Genomic DNA, 18,101 nt, shown 5'->3' on the forward strand with positions numbered 1-18,101 from the left:
TTCCTGTGCTGAGTATCGTCACCTTCCTGCCGCTGCTGGTGTGCGCGGCGCTGCTGCTGTGGCCTCGCACACTGCCCGACCTGGCGTACACCTGGGCATGGATCGTCACCGCTGCCGTCGATCTTGCCCTGGTCATCGTCCTGTGGGTGGGCTTCGACAGCCACGGCGGCATGCAGTACGAACAGAGGGTGCGCTGGATCCCCGGCGCCGGGGTCGGCTACCACGTCGGCGTCGACGGCCTGTCCCTGCCCCTGGTGGCCCTGACCTGCCTGCTGTTCCTGGCCGTCGCCGTGTACTCGCTGCGCGAGACCCGGCGGGTGCGCCCGTACGTATGCCTGTTCCTGTTCCTGCAGACCGTCAGCCTCGGGCTGTTCGTGGCCCTTGACCTGATCCTCTTCTTCGTCTTCTTCGACTTGTCCATCGTCGGCATGTTCTTCGTCATCGCCGGCTGGGGGCACGGCGAACGCGCGCGGGCGGCGGCGCTGAAGTTCTTCCTCTACACCTTCACCGGCTCCCTCGCCCTGCTGCTCGGCTTCATCGGCCTCTACCTGGCCGCCGATCCGCACACCTTCGACATCGTCGATCTCACCCGTACCGACCCGCTGGCCGGGCGTGGCCTGTACGCGGGCCTCGTGCTCCTGGCCATCGGAGTGGGACTGGCGGTCAAAACACCTACCGTGCCGTTCCACACCTGGCTGCCCCCCGCCCACACGGACGCGCCCGCCACCGGCTCGGCGATCCTCGCCGGGGTCCTGTTGAAGATGGGCACCTACGGTTTCGTGCGGATCGCCATGCCCCTGCTGCCCGGCACCTGGCGCCACTACGCCCTGGTGATCACCATCATCGGTGTCGTGTCGGTGGTGTACGGCGCGCTCGTCGCCCTGGCGCAGACGGACTTCAAACGCATGATCGCCTACACCTCGGTCAACCACATGGGCTACATCGTCCTGGCGATCGGCGCCGCCGGCACACTCGCCGGCAGCGATGCCCAAGCCCGCTCCCTGGCCGTGACAGGCGCGGTCACCCAAATGATCAGCCACGGACTGATCACCGGAGCGCTGTTCCTGCTCAGCGGCGTGCTGTACGACCGCGGGCAGACGTACGCGATCGGCGCCTACTCCGGTCTGGCGGCACACACCCCGCGGTTCGCGGCGGTCACCGCCGTCGCCGCGTTCGCCGGCCTCGGAATCCCCGGATTCTCAGGTTTCATCGCAGAGTTCCAGATCTTCACCGGCTCGCTGGCCTCCCAAGCGATCGCCACCGCCATCGCCGTGACCGGCATCCTGATCACCGCCGCCCTGTTCCTGCGCGCTCTGCGAGCCATGTTCCTCGGCGCACCGCGCCTGCCGCAGGCGATCTCCGCCGCCGGGGTAACGGACCTGCGGAGCAGCGAGGCGATCTCCAGTGTGAGCCTGCTGGCCCTGGCGCTGGCCATCGGTGTCGTACCGCGTTGGCTGCTGGATGTCATCGAACCGGCCAGCCGCGCCGTGATCGGGCTGGTGGCGCGGTGAACGAGAACCTGACCGCGCTCATCCCCGAAATGGCTCTGCTGGGCACCGCCGTTCTCGGCCTGCTCGCCGGTTCCTGGCTGCCGCGCCGCCGCCAGTGGATCGTCGCGGTACTGGCCGCCGCGGCCTGTACCACCGCGCTGATCGCGACCGCCCTCACCATGACCGGTGGCAGGGAACAAACAGTCTTCTCCCACACCTTCGCCATCGACACGGCGACCGACGTCGGCCGCCTGATCGTTCTGGGCGCCCTGCTGCTGGTCATCGCCATGTCCGTGGAAACGGTGCGGGGCCACCGCCGTGAAGCCGAGTACTGGGTCCTGCTGCTGCTGAGCGGTGGCGGCACCCTCGCCATGATCGGCGCCAACGACCTCCTGATGCTGTTCGCCGCCTACCTGCTCGCCAGCATCCCCGCCTACGCGCTGGCCGGCTTCGCGAAAGATGCCCGAGGCACCGAAGCGGCGCTCAAGTACTACCTGATGGGCGCCCTGCTCGGCACCACCATGCTCGCCGGCACCGCGCTGCTCTACGGCGCCGGCCACGCCACCCTCTACCGACAACTCCGCGCCGCACTACCCGCCGCCCCGTACGGACTCGTCGCCGTCGGCCTGATCGCCACGCTGGCAGGACTACTGTTCAAAGCCGGTGCTGTACCCGCGCACTTCTGGGTGCCGGACGTCACCGACGGTGCGCCCACGCCCATCGCCGCCTACGTCACGACACTGCCCAAGATCGGCGCACTGATCGCCGTCTACCGCCTCCTGCACCAGGCCCTCGCCGGCAGCGGCGTCAACTGGCCCCTGCTGCTCGCGATCCTCGCCGCCGTCACCATGACGCTGGGCAATCTCGCCGCGTTCTTCCAGACCTCCGTCAAACGCCTGCTCGCGTATTCCACCATCAGCCAGGTCGGCTACCTGCTCATGGCCCTGGCAGTCGCCACCCGCACCGACGTGGCCCAAAGGGGACTGCTCGTCTATCTGGCCGCCTACGCCGCCACCAACATCGCGGTCTTCGCTGTCGCCACCGAACTCCCTCACGCCCACACTCTGGCCGACTACCGCGGCCTCGCCCGCGACCGCCCGGGCCTGGCCGGGGTCTTGGTCGTCTGCCTGCTCGGCCTGGTCGGTACCCCGCCCACCGGCGTCTTCCTCGGCAAACTGGAGGTCTTCACCGCCACTGTCAACGGCGGCTACACCTGGCTGGCCGCTCTCGCCGTCGCCAACACCGTCGCCTCGCTCTTCTACTACCTGCGCTGGCTCGCTCCCGTGTTCTCCATCAGCCGGCCCGCAACCGTCGGCGATCACACCGTCCTCGGCCGGTGGGCGGCTGCCAGCGCCTACACCGCCGCCACGCTCTCCCTGCTCCTCGGTATCGCCGGCGGGGCCCTCCTCCCGCTCACAACCGGACCCCTGCTGCCCTGACCGGCCCGTTGGCTCCTGCTCGAAGCGTGCACCGCGAGGCCGTGATCAGCCCCAGCCGGGGCGTGATGCTGCCGCAGGCACGGAGCCTGAAGTTCAGCCCGGCCTTGGTCGGTCGGACCGTCACCGTCTGGGATCTTCACTGACGCCGACCTGCAAGGGCTGGTCGTGCGGGGCGGCCGCCTCGGCGGAACCGAACCGCAGGGCGGCGTCAGCGCAGACAAGCCCTTGGCTCCCGCGACCGTGGTCGAAGTCGATCGCAAGACCACCAAGGACGGCGTGGTCTCGCTCGGGCAGATGCCCGTCGCTCTTGGCACCGATCTGATCGGCAAGCACGTCACCCTGCGTTTCGACGGCATCTTGATGTATGTGATTCATACCGGACTCCTGGTCAAGACACTGGCCACCCCGATTCCGCACCAGCGCCGCGCAAAACCCATCGGCGCCCGGGTTGCCACCACACCGCTGCCACCGCCTCCCGCTCAGCCGCGGCGGGCCGTCCGGCGCGTCGGAGCCGACGGCACCTTCGTCGTCGCCCGGCACAAGCTCCGCCCTGGCATCGCGCACGCCGGCAAGACCGTCACCGTAGTCATCGAGGAGACCTGCTTCCGTGTCCTCGACGGCGAGTTCGAAATCTCCACCCACCCGCTCAAAGGCGGTCCCGCCACCCGCTACGTCGCCGATCCCCGCTGATCGTCAACCATCACCTGGGGCCGCCAAGCATCACGAGAGACACCGTCAACCAAGTCCCGGGACCGAGCTGTCGAGCATCCCCCGGACCGCACACGTGGGGACTTCTCCAGGCCACCTCCAGGGAGAACTACAAGACCGCTGACACCTGCGTGCGGCGTCCACCCTGCCCGCCTCCGAGTGGCCGCCCCGTGAGAGGTGAGTGCGGTAGGCGGATCGGGCGTTCTGTCCCCGTTCGGGGGCGACTGGGGCTGCGCGGCACATCGCAGCCGGCTGATCGCGCTCTTCACGGTGTTGCAGGCGCTCGTCGTGTCGGATTTCCTGCTGCCCGGGGGCGTCGCAGCTTCCGGGGCGGGTAGGTGAGCGACAGCATTCCCGCTCCTTGCGTTTTCCCGCGGCCCATGCCCTCCTCCAGGGCGACGCGCAGCGCTTGTGTGTCCTCAACCTCCAAGATGCCGCGGATGCGGGTGAGGCTGGGCATGGTGGTGCTGCCGCGCCGCAGTGTGTTCTGCTCGGCGAGGTGCAGCACGCGGAAACCCGAGCGGCTGGCGCGCGATGTGCCCTCGGCGTCTTTCGCCGTCAGCCACTGGCCTGCCGGGACGCGCTGGTCGACATGGCCCGTCGGGTGGGATGGCTTGCTGACGCGGTGGACCGGTTGAGCGGCCAGGTCGAAGACCCAGACCTGGCCTTGGGCGAGGGAGGCCAGCAGGACGTGCATGTCGACGACCTGCGGGAAGGCGCGCGTACCGGGAAGGAGCCAGGCCGGCTTCGGCCGTGTGGGGTATTGGACCTGGATGGTGGACTCGTCCTCACGGCGCCATAGGACGCGGGGCCCGGTCTCGGCGCGGGCGATGTCCTTGGGGAGTCGGGAGTCGATGCTCCGCCACATCTGTGCCGGCCGCGTGGTCGCCACGGCGATGGGGTCGAATTGGTAGAGAACGCGGTACACGGGTGACTTCTCCGTAGATCACCCCCGGGGTGTCATCGGCCTGCCGGGGGAAAGGGTGGGATGAGGATGCCGCGAGCCGGTCTGGGCCGCGGCGCGGCCCCGCAAAGGCGGGGAATGCGTGGGTAGCTCGCTGCGAAGGGCCCCGGAGTGCGGGGAGTAAGTGAGCTGAGAAGGATGGCGGCCGGGCCCGATCGTGAGGGTGCGGGCGGTCGCCGGCTGGTCAGTGCGGGGCGGCAGGCCAGACCCTGCGCAGCAGGCGTGACCAGGTGGCCGCGATGGCCGCCGGCGAGATGGACGCCGCGGCATCCGGTCCGTGCTGTGTGGGTGCTGCGGCGGGGGCGACGGTGGTGTTTGGTGGCTCGGTGGCCGTGTGGCTGGCGATTCTGACGGCTTCAGCGCGTACCAGCGCCGTGATTGCCTGGTGGGGGTCGATAGGCATGATGCTCCTGCGAGTGGGGCAGCGGTCTGTAGGCGCGGCGACACCGACCCTGCGCGCGTGGTGAACCAGCCGCGGGCCGAGGCCAGGACCGGTCAGCAGCGCAGGATCTGCCGGGGACCAGTCGGCGCCGGGCGGGCGTCGGCGGCCTCAGGAGCGCAGCGGTGCTCAGGGGCAGGCCCGTGGGAGGGGAGCGGGGTGACAGGCAGGAGAGAAGCAGTCGACAACGCGGCGCGATCCGGGGAACGCGGGGCGAGCGTGCCGGCGGATTCTGGACAGTCCCGCAGGGCGGGATCGTGCTCGTGATGTCCGGCTCCCAGCGGGATGGTGACCGCCTGCTGGGGACTGTGGTCGCCCGCATCAGTGGGGGCAGCCGCCGTCAGCACGGGATGCGGGCAGGCAGTTTCTTCCAGCGCCAAATGCCGGGCGCCCGCAGTGAGCTGGGCGTGCAGCAACACCAAAAGGCCCAGCATGAGCGCAGCGCACATCGTGCGGCAGGCAGGGACAGCAGAGCCGATCCGCATGCCGTGCTCGCCCTCCCATCCCTGCCGCGCGGCACCCTGAATGGGCAACCGTCACGGCAATGATCGGCGCGCTGCGGGGTGCCACGCAGTCAGAGTCACCCGAACGGAGGGCAGCCATCACCCCATCTGCCTACCGGCGACCCCTCGGGTCGGGCTGCCTCCAGCTTCACCTCCCTGCTGCAACGGCGAAGCGGACGGTGGTGCACCTGCGTCCGAGACGCCGGCGTCTCGGACGCACGGCAAGCGTTCTTGCGGGCGACCGGTGCTGGTTCAGTCGCAGCAGTCGCAGCCACGGCGGCATCCGCACGTGTCTGTCTCGAGGCCGGTGGAGGGGGTCACTGTGGTGGCGGTCGGTACGCAGCAGCCTTTGCCCTGCCAGGCGTCGCGGCCTTCCTTCACCGCGATGACGGCGATGGCCAGAGCGGCGATCGGGTCGGCCCAGGTCCAGTTCAGGGTGGCGTTGAGGATGAGGCCGACGAGGAGCACGGCGGAGAGGTAGGTGCACAGCAGGGTCTGCTTGGAGTCGGCGACCGCGGACGCGGAGCCCAGTTCCCGTCCGGTTTTGCGCTGGGCGCTGGACAGGAGCGGCATGACGGCCAGTGACAGGGCGGCGAGGATGATGCCGGGGATGGAGTGGTCCGCTTGCGCGGTGCCGGTCAGTGCCCGCAGGGCGTCGGCGGACACGTAGGCGGCGAGCGCGAAGAAGGAGAGGGCGATGATCCGCAGCGTGGTCTTCTCCCGCGCTTGGCGTACCGCGTGGTCGCGGGCGGAGAATTGCCAGGCGATGGCGGTGGCGGAGGAGACCTCGATGACGGAGTCGAGTCCGAAGCCGACCAGTGCGGTGGAGGAGGCGGCGGTGCCGGCGGCGATGGCGACGATCGCTTCGATGACGTTGTAGGTGATGGTCGCGGCGACCAGCAGCCTTACCCGTCTGGCGAGGGTGTCGCGACGGGCCGGGGAGGGCTCGAGGGGTAGGGCCGTCATCTCAGCAGCAGCCCTTCTCGTCGGCGTCGGGGCAGGTGCGGTCCGCTTCGACGGCGACGACCGCGGCGCGGAGGTGGTCGAGGGCGGCTGCGAGGCGGTCGTCGGCGAGCTCGTAGCGGGTACGGCGGCCGATGGGGACGGTGACGACGAGGCCGCAGTCGCGCAGGCAGGCGAGGTGGTTGGACAATCGGGTGCGGGAAATGCCGAGGGTGTCGGCGAGGTCGGCGGGGTGGGCGGGGGCGTCGCGTAGGGCGAGCAGCAGCCGGCAGCGGATCGGGTCGGCGAGCGCGCGGCCGAAGCGGGCCAGCACCTCGATGTCGGTGGCAACAGTCAGCACCCCACGACTGTACAGGATTTTCTGAATTCAGAAAAAGCTGTACATGCCCGGTGGGGTGGTTCAGCTGGGGGACCTGGGAGCGGTGCCGGTCACTTTGCGGGGGGTGTTCAGTCCGAGGTGGGCCACGGCGGGGTCGGTTTCCCACCAGGGGCGCATCATCTCGCTGGAGGCGTCCTCCCGGGTGTGCGCGGGGGCGTGGCGGTCGAGGGTGGCGTCGATGGCGGCGGCGGCGCGCTGGTCGTGACGCACGGCCCGGCGGAAGACGATGGCGAGGTAAGGGATGCCGATGGCGTGGCCCAGGACCCAGTAGGCCCCGCCGCCGGTCTGCTCGTCGAGCGAGAGGGACATGCCCCAGGGGCGGTTGAGGCCGGCGTAGTAGCCGTGGGCGATGCCGGCGCCCATCGCGTAGATGAGGAGGAGCCCGAGGACGGCGTTGAGGAGGACTTCCGCGAACGCGACGAAGAGGGAGACCAGCGGTGAGTAGCGGCTGGGGACCGGGTCCAGTTGCAGGCGGCCCCAGTAGTAGAGGAAGCCGACGGCGACCAGCAGTACGGCGGTGGCGATGTCGACCGTGCGGCTTTGCAGCATGGCGGGCAGCCAGCCGGTGAAGAACACCACCCAGGGCAGTCCCATGAACAGCACGGCGCCGGTGGCCGGGTGGGCCAGGGCCCGCACCGGACGGCTGTAAAAGGCGCTGCGGGCCCGGGCGGTGTGGCGGGCCGGGAGCAGGGCGGCGGCCAGGGTGAGGGGCCGGGTCAGCGCCGCGAACAGCGGAACGATCATGAACAGGGTGGTGAGCTGGACGGCCCGTACCCAAAAGAGGGTGTCGGCGTAGACGCCGATGAACGACACGGTGACCAGCGCGGTAGTGGCGAGTGCGGCCGCGAACGCGGTGCTGCGGCGCAGCGGCCAGGCACGGCCGCGGCGGCGTGCCGTGACCACGGCCATGAGATAGCCGGCCGCGATCACCGCGAGGGCCAGCAACACGGCCGGATCGGGGTGCCAGGTGGTGAGCATGCGGGAGACGGTCAGTTCCGGCGGCCCGTGGTAGCCGGTGTCGGGCGTCATGGAAAGTGCTTCCTGTCGTAAGGAGGAGCGTGTGGCGGATAACGCGGATGTCGGTGCTGGTGGGGTCCTGGGCGGTGGACGGGCCTGCGGATGCCTTCTGCGTCGTCGTCCCGGCCCCCCCCGGGGGTGATCGGTGATCCGCAGCTGCTTCGGCGTGGTTGAGGGGAGCGAACCATACCTGCGCTCCCCGGGGCAAAGGCTGCACTGGTGACCATTGCCAACAGCAACATCGCGTGAGCAGGACTCTCGGATTGTGGCATCGGCTCCCGTCAAGAGCAGCCTGAGCATCCGCGCAGGTGACAGTGGTAACGGTGTCCATTGCAGCCTTTGGCGAAAGCCGCAATGGCGCGGTTGACTTGAGCGCTCAGTCGCACCACGACCACGATTCCAGGGGCTTGCCATGGCCGACCACACGCACGACCACGACCACGGTGGCGAAGGTTCTGCCGCCCCGGACGGCGGCGGGCACAGCGGGCACGCGCACGGGGTGGCGGCAGATGCCGACCGGCGGTGGCTGACGCTCGCCCTGACCCTGATCGCGGTGTTCATGTGCGCCGAGGTCATCGTCGGCGTCCTGGCCAACTCCCTGGCCCTGGTCTCGGACGCCGCGCACATGCTCACCGACGTCGCCTCGATCGTGCTGGCGCTGGTCGCGATGCGACTGGCCGCTCGCCCCGCCAAGGGCCGGTACACCTACGGCCTCAAGCGGGTGGAGATCCTCTCCGCCCAGGCCAACGGCCTGACCCTGCTGCTGCTGTCGGTATGGCTGGCCTACGAATCGATTCGCCGGCTCCTTGCCCCACCCGAGGTGACCGGCGGCCTCGTACTGATCACCGCCCTGGTCGGCGTGGTGATCAACCTGGCGGCGACCTGGGCGATCTCCAAGGCCAACCGCACCAGCATGAACGTGGAGGGCGCCTACCAGCACATCCTCACCGACCTGTTCGGCTTCATCGCCACCGCCATCGCCGGCGCCGTCGTCCTGTTCACCGGTTTCGGACGGGCGGATGCCATCGCGTCCCTGCTGGTGGTGGCCTTGATGCTCAGAGCCGGCTACGGACTGGTCCGCGACTCCGGCCGCGTCTTCCTCGAAGCCGCCCCCGCCGGCATGGACCCTGACGCACTCGGCGACCGCCTGGCCTCCCAGGACACCGTCGTCGAAGTACACGACCTGCACGTCTGGCAGATCACCTCCGGCCAAAACGCGCTCTCCGCGCACGTACTGGTCCCCTCCGGCGGCGACTGCCACGCCGTGCGCCGCGCCCTGCAGCACCTCCTGCTGGACGAGTACGGCATCGGCCACGCCACGCTGCAGGTCGACCACGTTACGCAGGACACCGAGGCCCCGCTCCGTGACATCACCCGCCAGCCGCAGGAGACGGACCCCGATGCGCACTGCGACGACGCGCACGGCCCCGTCCACCGCCCCGGCCCGCACGAGCACTGACCCGCACGCGCCGCCCGCCGACGAGCCGCACCCACCACACGAAGGAAACCGGAATGGACATCCGCGCTCTCGCGGTGGATTTCAGCGGAACCCTCGCACCGGCAGGGCCCAACCCCGACGGCGCCCACACCGCCACCGTCCTGACAGACCTGCCTCACACCCGCATACCCGCCGGCTTCCCAGCCGTGTTCGACACCGTCCGCCGCCACACACGCAACACCGACCGGACCGTGAACAGGCACACCCCGTTCGCCGCCACACTCCGCCACGCCGCCACCCTCTGCGGGGCAGTCATACCCGATCCGGTGGACGCGGCCGCATCCGTCCTCGCCGCCCTGCCCACCCCTCCCATCGAGCCGCAGACAGCCCGCGCCATCCGGCAGATACACGCCACCGGCCTGCTATGCGTACTGGCCTGCAACACCGAACACAGCGAGACCGCACGCCGCAGCGCCCTACGGGCCGCGGCCATCGAGGACTGCTTCGACGCCCTCGTCCTGTCCAGCACGCTCGGACTGCGCAAGCCCCACCCCCACTTCTACCAAGCGGTGAGCGCCGCCTGCGGCGTCCCCGCGCACGAGATCCTCTTCGCCGGCGACAACCCGACCAAGGACGTCACCGGCCCCCGCACCGCCGGCATGCACGCCGTCCTGATCTCCCCCGCCCACCGGCCCGACAGCCTCGCCCCCGCCGGCGACAACCTTGCCCACATCACCGACCTGCCCACCTACCTGAACGTCATCACCTCTCACCACTCCACGGAGACCAGCGCAGAGCTTCGCTGACATGCCCCAACCCCTCCCCGACGCCATCAGCGCCCCGTTCGGAAACCTGACGTGTGCTGTGGTCGAAGTGAGCAGCGCCCATCACGACGAGCGATGGCCAGCATAGGTACGTGTAGCGGATGGGGCCGGGCACCGTGGTCACCGCCGTGGTGAAGGTTCAAAAACACCTACTCACACAGCAGTCAGCCGACGCCTGGAAGGAAAGGCATCGGATCAGAGGCCTCGCACGACGCGACGACACGAGTGGTCGAGTCGCCATTGCTACTAATTTACTTAGCGAGTTAACGTAAGATCAGGCCGCTGCCCGAAGCTGTCGCTGGGCGACCCGTCCGGCTTGCCCGAGCGGCGTCCCGATCCTCAGGAGGATCTTCCATTGCGTACCTGGCCAGCCCGCAGGTGGGCCGCGGCGGCAGCGATCACGGTGATTGTGGCGTTCATCATCGGCGTCCCGACAGGCGTGGTGCCGACCCCCTTCTACACGCGGATGACTCCGGTGCTGTGGTGAAACTACCCCGTCTGGCTGGTGAGCTCCGCACTCGAGGGGCTCCTCGTGGCCACATATGTGCGCGTGGACGGCCGACCCCCCGAAGCCTCCGATGGGGCGGCGCGCGAGCGTCCCCGCACCAAGAGAGCCCTCGGCGCCGGCCTGTTGTCCGCCTTCGCAGTCGGCTGCCCGATCTGCAACAAGCTGGTCGTGCTGGCCATCGGCGTCAGCGGAGCCCTGTCCTACTTCGCGCCGGTGCAGCCGGTATTGGCCGTGGCCTCCGTCGCGCTGCTGGTGCACACGCTGGCCCGGCGGCTACGCGCCGCCAAGGTCTGCCACGTATGCTCGTGAGGTCCAGGGTCGGCGCGCACCCCCCCGGTCCCGTCCCGTCACACCCCGGACCTGGTCAGCCGCCGGCACCGGCGGGCCCGCCCCTGTCCGGTAGGTCTGTGGATCCTGTGGTGGAGCATGCTCGGGGTGGTTTCCGCTCGACGGCGCGGCCGGCGCCACTGCCTGCGGACAGCCGTGCCGCGTCGGCATCGGCGCGTCCGCCCCCTTCCGCTGGCGATCCTGACCTGATGATCAGCGCCGCGACCGAAGGCGACCGGAACCCGCACTGCGACGACGTCCACGGCCCCGTCCACCGGCCCGGCCCCCACGAGCACTGACTTTACCTGCCGATCGCCGTACCGGGAGGATGTGACGGCGGGGCACCTGCCTGCTCGCATGCCGCCTCGCCTGCTGGACGGGCGAGGTCCTCCCCGCCCGGCGAGACCGGCCAACGGGAGGGGTGACGACGGCGACTGATGACGAGGCGGCCGCCGGTCAGGCTCCGTGGTGGGCGAGGCCCCGGTGCGGGTCGTTGCCGTACGGAAGGTGGTCGGTGTGGACAGTGCCGGCCGTCAGGCGCGGCACAGCGTGGATGAGGGCGTGCTCTGCGGCGACGGCCAGATCGTGGGACTGGACGACGGTCAGGTGCGGGTCGACGACGATGTCGGCCTCGGCGCGCAGCGCGTGGCCGATCCACCGCATCCGGACCTGCCCGATGTCGAGCACACCGTCCACGCCTAGCAGCGCCTGCTCGGCGGCGTCGACGAGGGCGGGGTCGACGGAGTCCATCAGGCGGCGGTAGACCTCGCGGGCAGCGTCCTTGAGGACCAGGAGAATGGCGAGGGTGATGAGCAGACCGACGACCGGGTCGGCCCAGCGCCAGCCGATGGCGACGCCGCCGGCGCCCAGAAGAACGGCCAGAGAGGTGAAACCGTCGGTGCGGGCGTGCAGGCCGTCGGCGACAAGCGCGGCGGAGCCGATCTTGCGTCCGGTGCGGATGCGGTAGCGGGCCACCCACTCGTTGCCGATGAATCCGACCACCGCGGCGACGGCCACCGCCCACAGGTGGGTGACGTCGCGCGGGTTGAGGAGCCGGTCGACGGCCTCGTAGGCCGCGAGAGCGGACGAGGCGGCGATGGTCAGCACGATGGCGATGCCGGCCAGGTCCTCGGCGCGGCCGTAGCCGTAGGTGTAGCGCCGATTGGCGGCCCGACGGCCGAGGACGAACGCGATGCCGAGCGGGACGGCGGTCATGGCGTCGGCGGCGTTGTGGATGGTGTCGCCGAGCAGGGCCACCGACCCGGACAACACCACGATGCCGGCCTGGATGACCGTGGTCAGGCCGAGGATGCCCAGGGAGAGCCATAGGGTGCTCATGCCCTCACGCGAGGTCTCCAGCGCGGAGTCGATCTTGTCCATGGTCTCGTGGCTGTGCGGAGTGACCAAGTGCTTCAGCTGGTGGCGCACCCGTGCCCACCGGCCGTCGCGGTGGTCGTGTCCACGCTCGCCGCGGTCGTGGGGGTGGTGGTCGTGGTCGTGGCCGTGCGGCCCGTGGCTGTCGCTCTGCTCGCTCACGGCTGGTCGCACCTTTCGGCTCGGGGCGGCTGGGGTGGACTGGACTTCGCCCCGCCTCTCAACCCATTATGTGCATATGGACGCACGCATGCACCTATCAGATGCGCACGCTTCGCAACTGCGGCATGACGGCGAGCGTATGGCCGTGGCCGTGGAGACGCTGGGGCTCCTGGCCGACAGGACCCGCCTGACACTGCTGCGCCGCCTGGGAGAGGGCGAGGCCGACGTGACGACCCTGACCGGGGCGTGCGGCGCCAGCCGCACCTCGGTCAGCCAGCACCTGGCGCGGCTGCGCCTGGCCGGCCTGGTGACCACCCACAAGGACGGGCGCCGGGTGATCTACCAACTGCGCCACGGGCACCTGCGCCGCCTGGTCGACGAGGCGCTGAACGTCGCCGACCACCAGCTCCGGCATCTGCCGCCCCACGACTGACAGTGCTTCGCGCTTCGCCTGGGCGATGTGGCGGGCCTCGGCACCCAGCCGGTTCGGTCCGCGCGTCGAACAACACATCAACTCAGGAATCCGCGTGTGGAGCGCTACGACCACGGCGTGGCGACGGTCACGCGGGGCAACGACCGTCCGACCCGCGCGGCGATCCGGGACCCACCGATCCGTCGGCCGGCAGTAGCGCATCAGGCAGGGGTGTCCTCACCACCGGAGGACCTCGCGGGCCAGCTCCGCCAGCGCCCTGCGGTCCTCTTCCAGGGCTTGCTCTCCGGCGTCCGTGGCCCGGTACACCCGGCGGGCACGGCCGTCGACCACCCGCTGCTCGGAGACGAGCAGCCCGTCGGCTTCCAACCGGCGCAGCTTCGGATACAAGCGCCCGGACTGATACGCGACCACCGAACCTTTCAAGTCAGCAGGCCACGTGCCTCGCTACGGCAGCGTGACTCCCCCACGGCCAGTCACCGCACTGACCTGACTTCACCACTGGGAATCTCGTCCATCGGCGTACTCCTCTACTACTACGCCGTCGCCAACGCCGCCGCGTTCACCCAGCCGGCCACCGATCGCCGCTGGCCCGCGGACTCAACCGTCGCCGGCTGCCCGATCCTCGTCGCCACCCGCCCTGGCAGTCCGTGGTGTCACTGAGCTGCAGCGCAGGCCCGGCGCGGCGCGGCTGACGAAGATGCCGTCCTCCACCGCCGCGTCCTGTCACCGCGTCTACCGGGCAGTCACTACCGGCGGCGGGGCACTCCGCGCACGCTCACGCGCCCCGTTGGGCGCGGCGACGGCCGACAGGTCCCCCCCGTCAGGTGCGACCGGACCTCCGGCCCAGCACCAGCGTCAGGACGAGCACGACCCCGGCGGACACCAGCGTGACAGGCAGCAGCAGCCAGGCGGACGGTGCGGCGCCGGGAGGACCAGTGCGCAACAGGTCGGCATGCGCCTGCTGATTGGCCTCCAGCGCCAAGAGGAGGCAGACGCCGGTAACGACCGCGGCGCGGCGGTGGATGACCCGGAGGTTCAGCCATCGGCCCCGGAGACGACCGGCAACCTCACGAAACACTGCCACCAGGGCCGCGACGACGAGGACGAGGCTGAAAGGGTTGTAGCGCCACGCCTCGTCGAAGTGCCCGAGCATCGCCGCGTGCACACCGCGCGTGGCACCGCACGTCGGTGCCATCACACCCGCGTAGTGCAGCGGGCTGTGCAGATCGACAGGCGGCAGTCCGAAGATCGCCAGCACCGCGCCCGCCACAAGGCCGGCCGCCGCAAGCGGCCCCGCCCAACGGTGCCGGTCACGGTCCTGCCAGTCCACCCGCAACGGCAGCCATCGCCATCCGGGCATCTCCCGGCCGGCCGCATCGCGCATGTCCCACCGTTCTCATTGTCCGTGTCGATATGTCCTTGCCCGCGCGGAATCTTGCGCTTGCCGGTGGGCACTGCCCCCGCTGGGTCCGGTGACTCATTGTGCGTCACCCTGCGCCGGACCGCATACGGCGACTCGTGGAGCGTCTGCGCCCGGACGCTCGGCGGTGAGTGACGCCCGCTCCACCCACCTTCTTGTCCGTCTTGGTGGGAAGTGATTTACTACGTAACCGTAGTAGATAGACTTACGCGCAGCTCGGTTCATCTCGACGCGGGCTGGGCACCGGGTTCAGAACGTGCGGGAGGTGCAGGAGGTGCAGACCATGTGCGATGCATCAGGTCCTCTGGCCGCGTGGCTTGTTCTCGCGGCAGTGCTCGTCATGGCCGCCGTGGTGGCGACCCGTCGGCATCGAACGCGGCCCGCCGCAGCCACCGGCTCGAAGACGCCCCCCTTCGCCCTGGATGGGGCTCAGCAGGAGCTGCGAAAGCGGTATGCGGCCGGCGAGATCGAGCGGGAGGAGTTCCTCCAACGCAAGGTCGACCTGGAGTACTGAGACTTCCGCCCGGCAGAAGCGCCCACCTCCGGCCGCTGATGTCACCACACCCTTGACCCACCGGCCAGTACAGGATCCATCATGGACACGGACGCGACCGCCACCCGACAGGAACTGCAACATCCGCGCTTCGCGCGTCAGTACCTCAAACTCGCCGTCCAGGCGGACAGGCGGGGCGGCGTCGCGCACCGGCGCAGACTGCTCGACGGACTGACCGGCCGGGTCCTGGAGGTCGGTGCCGGCCAGGGAAGCAACTTCCCGCACTACCCGGACGCCGTCACCGAGGTCGTCGCCGTGGAACCTGACGACACCCTGCGTGCCGCCGCCTTACGAGCCGCCACGAAGGCGTCAGCAACCGTCACGGTCGTCGCGGGTCACTGTGGTGAACTCCCAATCACTGACAGCGGGTTCGATGCCGTTGTCTTCTCGCTCGTGCTGTGCAGCGTGCCTGGCCAGGCCGCCGCCCTGGCCGAAGGCTCGCGGGTACTGCGCCGGGGCGGCCAGTTGCGCTTCTACGAGCATGTGCGCTCGCCGCACCGCGTCGGCGGGCTGCTGGAGGATGCCATCACCCCGCTCTGGCGCCGGATCGGCGGCGGTTGTCACCCCAACCGGGACACCGAGGCGGCCATCCGCGCCGCCGGATTCACCATCGAGGCAATCGACCACTTCGGCTTCGCGCCCTCGCCGCTCATGCCACGCACGTCGCACATCATCGGCACGGCCACCAAGCCCCGGGCCTGAGCCGGCAGCCCCACCCCCACGGCTGACCGCACCCGTGAGCAGGCTGCTTGACTACGGTAGAGGCGCAGCAGGTGGAGGGAGGGGCGGACCATTGACCAGGGGAACGCTGGAGGGACAGGTAATGGACGTGCTGTGGCAGGCGAACGAGCCCCTGCCGGTGCGCACGGTGCTCGACGCCCTGAACCGGACCCGCGAGAATGAACTCGCCTACACCACTGTGATGACCGTCTTGTCCCGCCTCACCGGCAAGGGCGCGCTGAAACGCATCCGCCGTGGCCGCGGCTTCGTCTACGCGCCGGTGGCCGACGACGAGGCAGGCCTCGCCGTGCAGGACGTGCTGCGGCGCTACGGAGACGCCGCCTTCGCGCACTTCGTCACCGCTTCCGCCGCCGACCCGGAAGCCAAGAAGCGACTGCGGCGCCTGCTGGATCAGCCGGAAGAGAGACGTTGACCGCGCTGCGCCCGCCGGCCGGCAACCGGGCGTTCTGGACGCTGGTGGGCATCGCGGGCACCATCCGGGCCGCCGTCATGCTCAGCGCCTGCTGCGCGGCGGGCCTGTTGATCCGCGGCATTGCCGAGCACGGCGTCTCTGGGCTGTGGACCGGTAGCCCCAGCCGCCTGCCCGCCACCGCACTGTTGACCGTGCTGATAGCCGGGGCGGCCCTGGCAGGGGTCTCGGCGGCGCGCACGGCCCGCGCCACCGCCGCTCTCCGCCGCGCCCTGCTCACGTTCCACACGCAAGCCCCGGCGGCCCTTTTTCACGCGGCCCACGTGACCGGCCTGGTCGGAGAGGTCACGGCCGTGGCGGACCAGCACCCATTCGCGCTCACCTACGGTCTGCTGCACCCCAGGGTCGTGGTGAGCACCGGCCTGGTGGCCCGGCTCTCGCCCGAAGAACTGCTCGCCGTGCTCATCCACGAGCATGCCCACGTGCGCAGCCGGGACCCGCTCAAGGCTGCTCTGGCCCGGGTACTGACGGGACGGTACTTTTTCCTGCCCGTGCTGGGGCGGCTCACTGAGCGGTACGCCGACGGACAGGAGCTGGCCGCAGACCGCCGCGCAATCCGCGCCTGCGGCACCGGGCTCGTCGCCAGTGCGCTGATCAAGACGGTGGACGGCCCTGACTGGGCGGCCATGGCCCCGGCCGCGGCGATGGGATCGGCCCGGCTCCTGGACGCCCGTATCCGTCAGCTGGAGACCGGCACCGCTGTCCTCGACCGCATCGGCCCCCGGCCGGTGCTCACCAGTCTCCTGGCCACTGCCGGACTGACCTGGGCGCTCAGCGGCACGGCGACGGTGCTGGCCGCCTCGCCTCTCCTCGACCGCTGCACGGGCTGACCCGGTCGGCTCCCACGCCCGGCGGCTGCTTGCCGGGCGCGGGGGCCGAAGCTCTCGGCATGGCCGGTGAGTGAACCAGGAGCCGCACCAGCACGTCAGGAGCTGCACCCCGGCCGTCCCGGAGTGCGGCTCCGGGACAACCCGAGCCGCATTGCACTTGACTTGCGCAGCTCATTCATCTCGGCGTCGGGGGTCGGGAGCCGTCGTACCGCTTGCAGACCATGTCGTGATGGCGCTGCGGCGGAGCCGGCCAGCGGATGAGGCCGCGGCCATCGGTCACTGCATTCCGCCGGCGCTGCAGGACGCGCCCGGCTCAGGCGTCTGCGGACCCTGGACGTACTTCTTCAGGAACTCGTTCACCCGCGGGTCCGACGCCTTGTTCACGCCTATCTGGTGGCCCCAGGCGGTCAGTGTGATCGGCGCTGACTGGTCCTTGTACGGACTCATGAACGAATACGGCGTCTTCGCCACCTTCCTGCTCAACTGCCCGACGTCAGCCTTCGACGCCTTGCTGGTGTAGGTGATCCACACCGCGCCGTGTTCCAGCGAGTGCACGGCCTTCTCCTTGGGCACTTCCCGGGTGTAGACCTTCGCGTCACAGGGCACCCAGACCGGGTTGTGATCGCCGCCGGCCGGCGGGCTCATGGGGTAGTCGACCGTCTTCTGTACGTGAGTCCGGCTGAGGTGAGACCAGGTCTTCTCGCCCCTGATCAGGGCGGACTTCGCCTGGTTCTTCTCGTTGACGGAATGGCTCAGATACCAGCCTCCGCCAGCGAGTCCGGCGAGTATCACCGCAGAGGCGGTGATCGTGATGAGGCGGTTGCGCTTCTGGCGGGACTGCTCGGCGCGGCGCATCTCCTGGATGCGGGCGCGGCGGTCCGCTTTCGTAGCTTTCGAATTGGAACCCATGGGTGTGGCCTCCCGCCGCCGCGCGCTCCGGCGCGGCGATGCTGTCGCTCGTTCGGTGAGGGTCGAAAACACGAGGCGGAACGGGGCGCGAGACACCTGTTCCACCGCGGTGCCCTACACCAGCAGGCGTTGCAGCAGATGAAGGTCCGGCGGCCGGAAGACACCGTCAGCCGGGAAGCCGGTGGTAGAACGATACGTGCCCGGCACTTCG

General features: G+C 70.0%; 20 protein-coding genes. 11 read left to right on the forward strand and 9 right to left on the reverse strand.

Going from position 1 to position 18,101, the window contains the following annotated elements:
* Positions 1–5 precede the first annotated feature (5 nt).
* The 3 genes from JFN87_RS00915 (at position 6) to JFN87_RS00925 (ending at position 3,619) form a co-directional block, all read left to right on the forward strand.
* A complete protein-coding gene (locus JFN87_RS00915; RefSeq protein WP_209337849.1) occupies positions 6–1,511 on the forward strand; it encodes a complex I subunit 4 family protein in 1,506 nt (501 codons plus the stop codon).
* The gene (locus JFN87_RS00920; RefSeq protein WP_307865245.1) at positions 1,508–2,929 is read left to right on the forward strand and encodes an NADH-quinone oxidoreductase subunit N; all 1,422 of its coding nucleotides are present in this window, start codon (positions 1,508–1,510) and stop codon (positions 2,927–2,929) included. The genes JFN87_RS00915 and JFN87_RS00920 overlap by 4 nt, the downstream gene beginning before the upstream one ends.
* 165 nt (positions 2,930–3,094) lie before the next feature.
* The gene (locus JFN87_RS00925; RefSeq protein WP_209337850.1) at positions 3,095–3,619 is read left to right on the forward strand and encodes a hypothetical protein; all 525 of its coding nucleotides are present in this window, start codon (positions 3,095–3,097) and stop codon (positions 3,617–3,619) included.
* Positions 3,620–3,902: 283 nt separating this feature from the next.
* On the opposite strand, the gene JFN87_RS00930 is transcribed toward JFN87_RS00925, so the two are convergent.
* The 5 genes from JFN87_RS00930 to JFN87_RS00950 all read right to left on the reverse strand — a co-directional run bounded on the left by JFN87_RS00930 (position 3,903) and on the right by JFN87_RS00950 (position 7,914).
* Entirely contained in the window at positions 3,903–4,565 is a 663-nt protein-coding gene (locus JFN87_RS00930; RefSeq protein WP_209337851.1) for a type I-E CRISPR-associated protein Cas6/Cse3/CasE, read from the reverse strand.
* Between the two features lie 220 nt (positions 4,566–4,785).
* Positions 4,786–5,004 carry a hypothetical protein gene (locus JFN87_RS00935; RefSeq protein ID WP_209337852.1) on the reverse strand — a complete coding sequence of 73 codons (219 nt, stop codon included), beginning with the start codon at positions 5,002–5,004 and terminating at the stop codon, positions 4,786–4,788.
* A 791-nt stretch (positions 5,005–5,795) separates the two neighbouring features.
* Positions 5,796–6,509 carry a cation efflux transmembrane domain-containing protein gene (locus JFN87_RS00940; RefSeq protein ID WP_209337853.1) on the reverse strand — a complete coding sequence of 238 codons (714 nt, stop codon included), beginning with the start codon at positions 6,507–6,509 and terminating at the stop codon, positions 5,796–5,798.
* Between the two features lies 1 nt (position 6,510).
* Positions 6,511–6,846: an ArsR/SmtB family transcription factor gene (locus JFN87_RS00945; protein WP_209337854.1), complete on the reverse strand. Its 336-nt coding sequence runs from the start codon at positions 6,844–6,846 to the stop codon at positions 6,511–6,513.
* Between the two features lie 60 nt (positions 6,847–6,906).
* Positions 6,907–7,914: a cytochrome c oxidase assembly protein gene (locus JFN87_RS00950; RefSeq protein ID WP_209337855.1), complete on the reverse strand. Its 1,008-nt coding sequence runs from the start codon at positions 7,912–7,914 to the stop codon at positions 6,907–6,909.
* A 400-nt stretch (positions 7,915–8,314) separates the two neighbouring features.
* On the opposite strand from JFN87_RS00950, the gene JFN87_RS00955 reads away from it, so the two are divergent.
* The 3 genes from JFN87_RS00955 (at position 8,315) to JFN87_RS33370 (ending at position 10,981) form a co-directional block, all read left to right on the forward strand.
* Positions 8,315–9,361, forward strand: a complete 1,047-nt coding sequence (locus JFN87_RS00955) for a cation diffusion facilitator family transporter (RefSeq protein WP_209337856.1) — start codon at positions 8,315–8,317, stop codon at positions 9,359–9,361.
* Between the two features lie 53 nt (positions 9,362–9,414).
* On the forward strand, positions 9,415–10,146 hold the full coding sequence (locus tag JFN87_RS00960; RefSeq protein ID WP_209337857.1) for an HAD family hydrolase: 732 nt from the start codon (positions 9,415–9,417) through the stop codon (positions 10,144–10,146).
* Positions 10,147–10,696: 550 nt separating this feature from the next.
* Positions 10,697–10,981 (forward strand): hypothetical protein, encoded by a 285-nt coding sequence (locus JFN87_RS33370; RefSeq protein WP_245178539.1) that lies wholly within the window; start codon positions 10,697–10,699, stop codon positions 10,979–10,981.
* Between the two features lie 474 nt (positions 10,982–11,455).
* On the opposite strand, the gene JFN87_RS00970 is transcribed toward JFN87_RS33370, so the two are convergent.
* A complete protein-coding gene (locus JFN87_RS00970) occupies positions 11,456–12,535 on the reverse strand; it encodes a cation diffusion facilitator family transporter (protein ID WP_307865246.1) in 1,080 nt (359 codons plus the stop codon).
* 76 nt (positions 12,536–12,611) lie between these two features.
* Between JFN87_RS00970 and JFN87_RS00975 the strand changes: the two genes are divergently transcribed.
* On the forward strand, positions 12,612–12,968 hold the full coding sequence (locus JFN87_RS00975; RefSeq protein ID WP_209337858.1) for an ArsR/SmtB family transcription factor: 357 nt from the start codon (positions 12,612–12,614) through the stop codon (positions 12,966–12,968).
* 216 nt (positions 12,969–13,184) lie between these two features.
* Here the strand turns inward: JFN87_RS00975 and JFN87_RS00980 are convergent, their stop codons facing one another.
* Complete coding sequence (locus JFN87_RS00980; protein WP_307865247.1) at positions 13,185–13,379, reverse strand: PadR family transcriptional regulator; 195 nt, start codon at positions 13,377–13,379, stop codon at positions 13,185–13,187.
* 409 nt (positions 13,380–13,788) lie between these two features.
* Positions 13,789–14,352 (reverse strand): DUF2752 domain-containing protein, encoded by a 564-nt coding sequence (locus JFN87_RS00985; protein ID WP_209337860.1) that lies wholly within the window; start codon positions 14,350–14,352, stop codon positions 13,789–13,791.
* Positions 14,353–14,671: 319 nt separating this feature from the next.
* Between JFN87_RS00985 and JFN87_RS00990 the strand changes: the two genes are divergently transcribed.
* The 4 genes from JFN87_RS00990 (at position 14,672) to JFN87_RS01005 (ending at position 16,981) form a co-directional block, all read left to right on the forward strand.
* A complete protein-coding gene (locus tag JFN87_RS00990) occupies positions 14,672–14,902 on the forward strand; it encodes an SHOCT domain-containing protein (protein ID WP_209337861.1) in 231 nt (76 codons plus the stop codon).
* A gap of 81 nt (positions 14,903–14,983) precedes the next feature.
* A complete protein-coding gene (locus tag JFN87_RS00995; RefSeq protein ID WP_209337862.1) occupies positions 14,984–15,643 on the forward strand; it encodes a class I SAM-dependent methyltransferase in 660 nt (219 codons plus the stop codon).
* A 34-nt stretch (positions 15,644–15,677) separates the two neighbouring features.
* A complete protein-coding gene (locus tag JFN87_RS01000; RefSeq protein WP_372449161.1) occupies positions 15,678–16,094 on the forward strand; it encodes a BlaI/MecI/CopY family transcriptional regulator in 417 nt (138 codons plus the stop codon).
* Positions 16,091–16,981, forward strand: a complete 891-nt coding sequence (locus JFN87_RS01005; RefSeq protein ID WP_209337864.1) for a M56 family metallopeptidase — start codon at positions 16,091–16,093, stop codon at positions 16,979–16,981. The genes JFN87_RS01000 and JFN87_RS01005 overlap by 4 nt, the downstream gene beginning before the upstream one ends.
* Before the next feature lie 276 nt (positions 16,982–17,257).
* Here the strand turns inward: JFN87_RS01005 and JFN87_RS01010 are convergent, their stop codons facing one another.
* Entirely contained in the window at positions 17,258–17,890 is a 633-nt protein-coding gene (locus tag JFN87_RS01010; protein WP_209337865.1) for a thioredoxin-like domain-containing protein, read from the reverse strand.
* Positions 17,891–18,101: the final 211 nt, after the last annotated feature.

Origin of the sequence: Streptomyces montanisoli, assembly GCF_017813245.1 — a bacterium.
Classification (GTDB): Bacteria; Actinomycetota; Actinomycetes; order Streptomycetales; family Streptomycetaceae; genus Streptomyces; species Streptomyces montanisoli.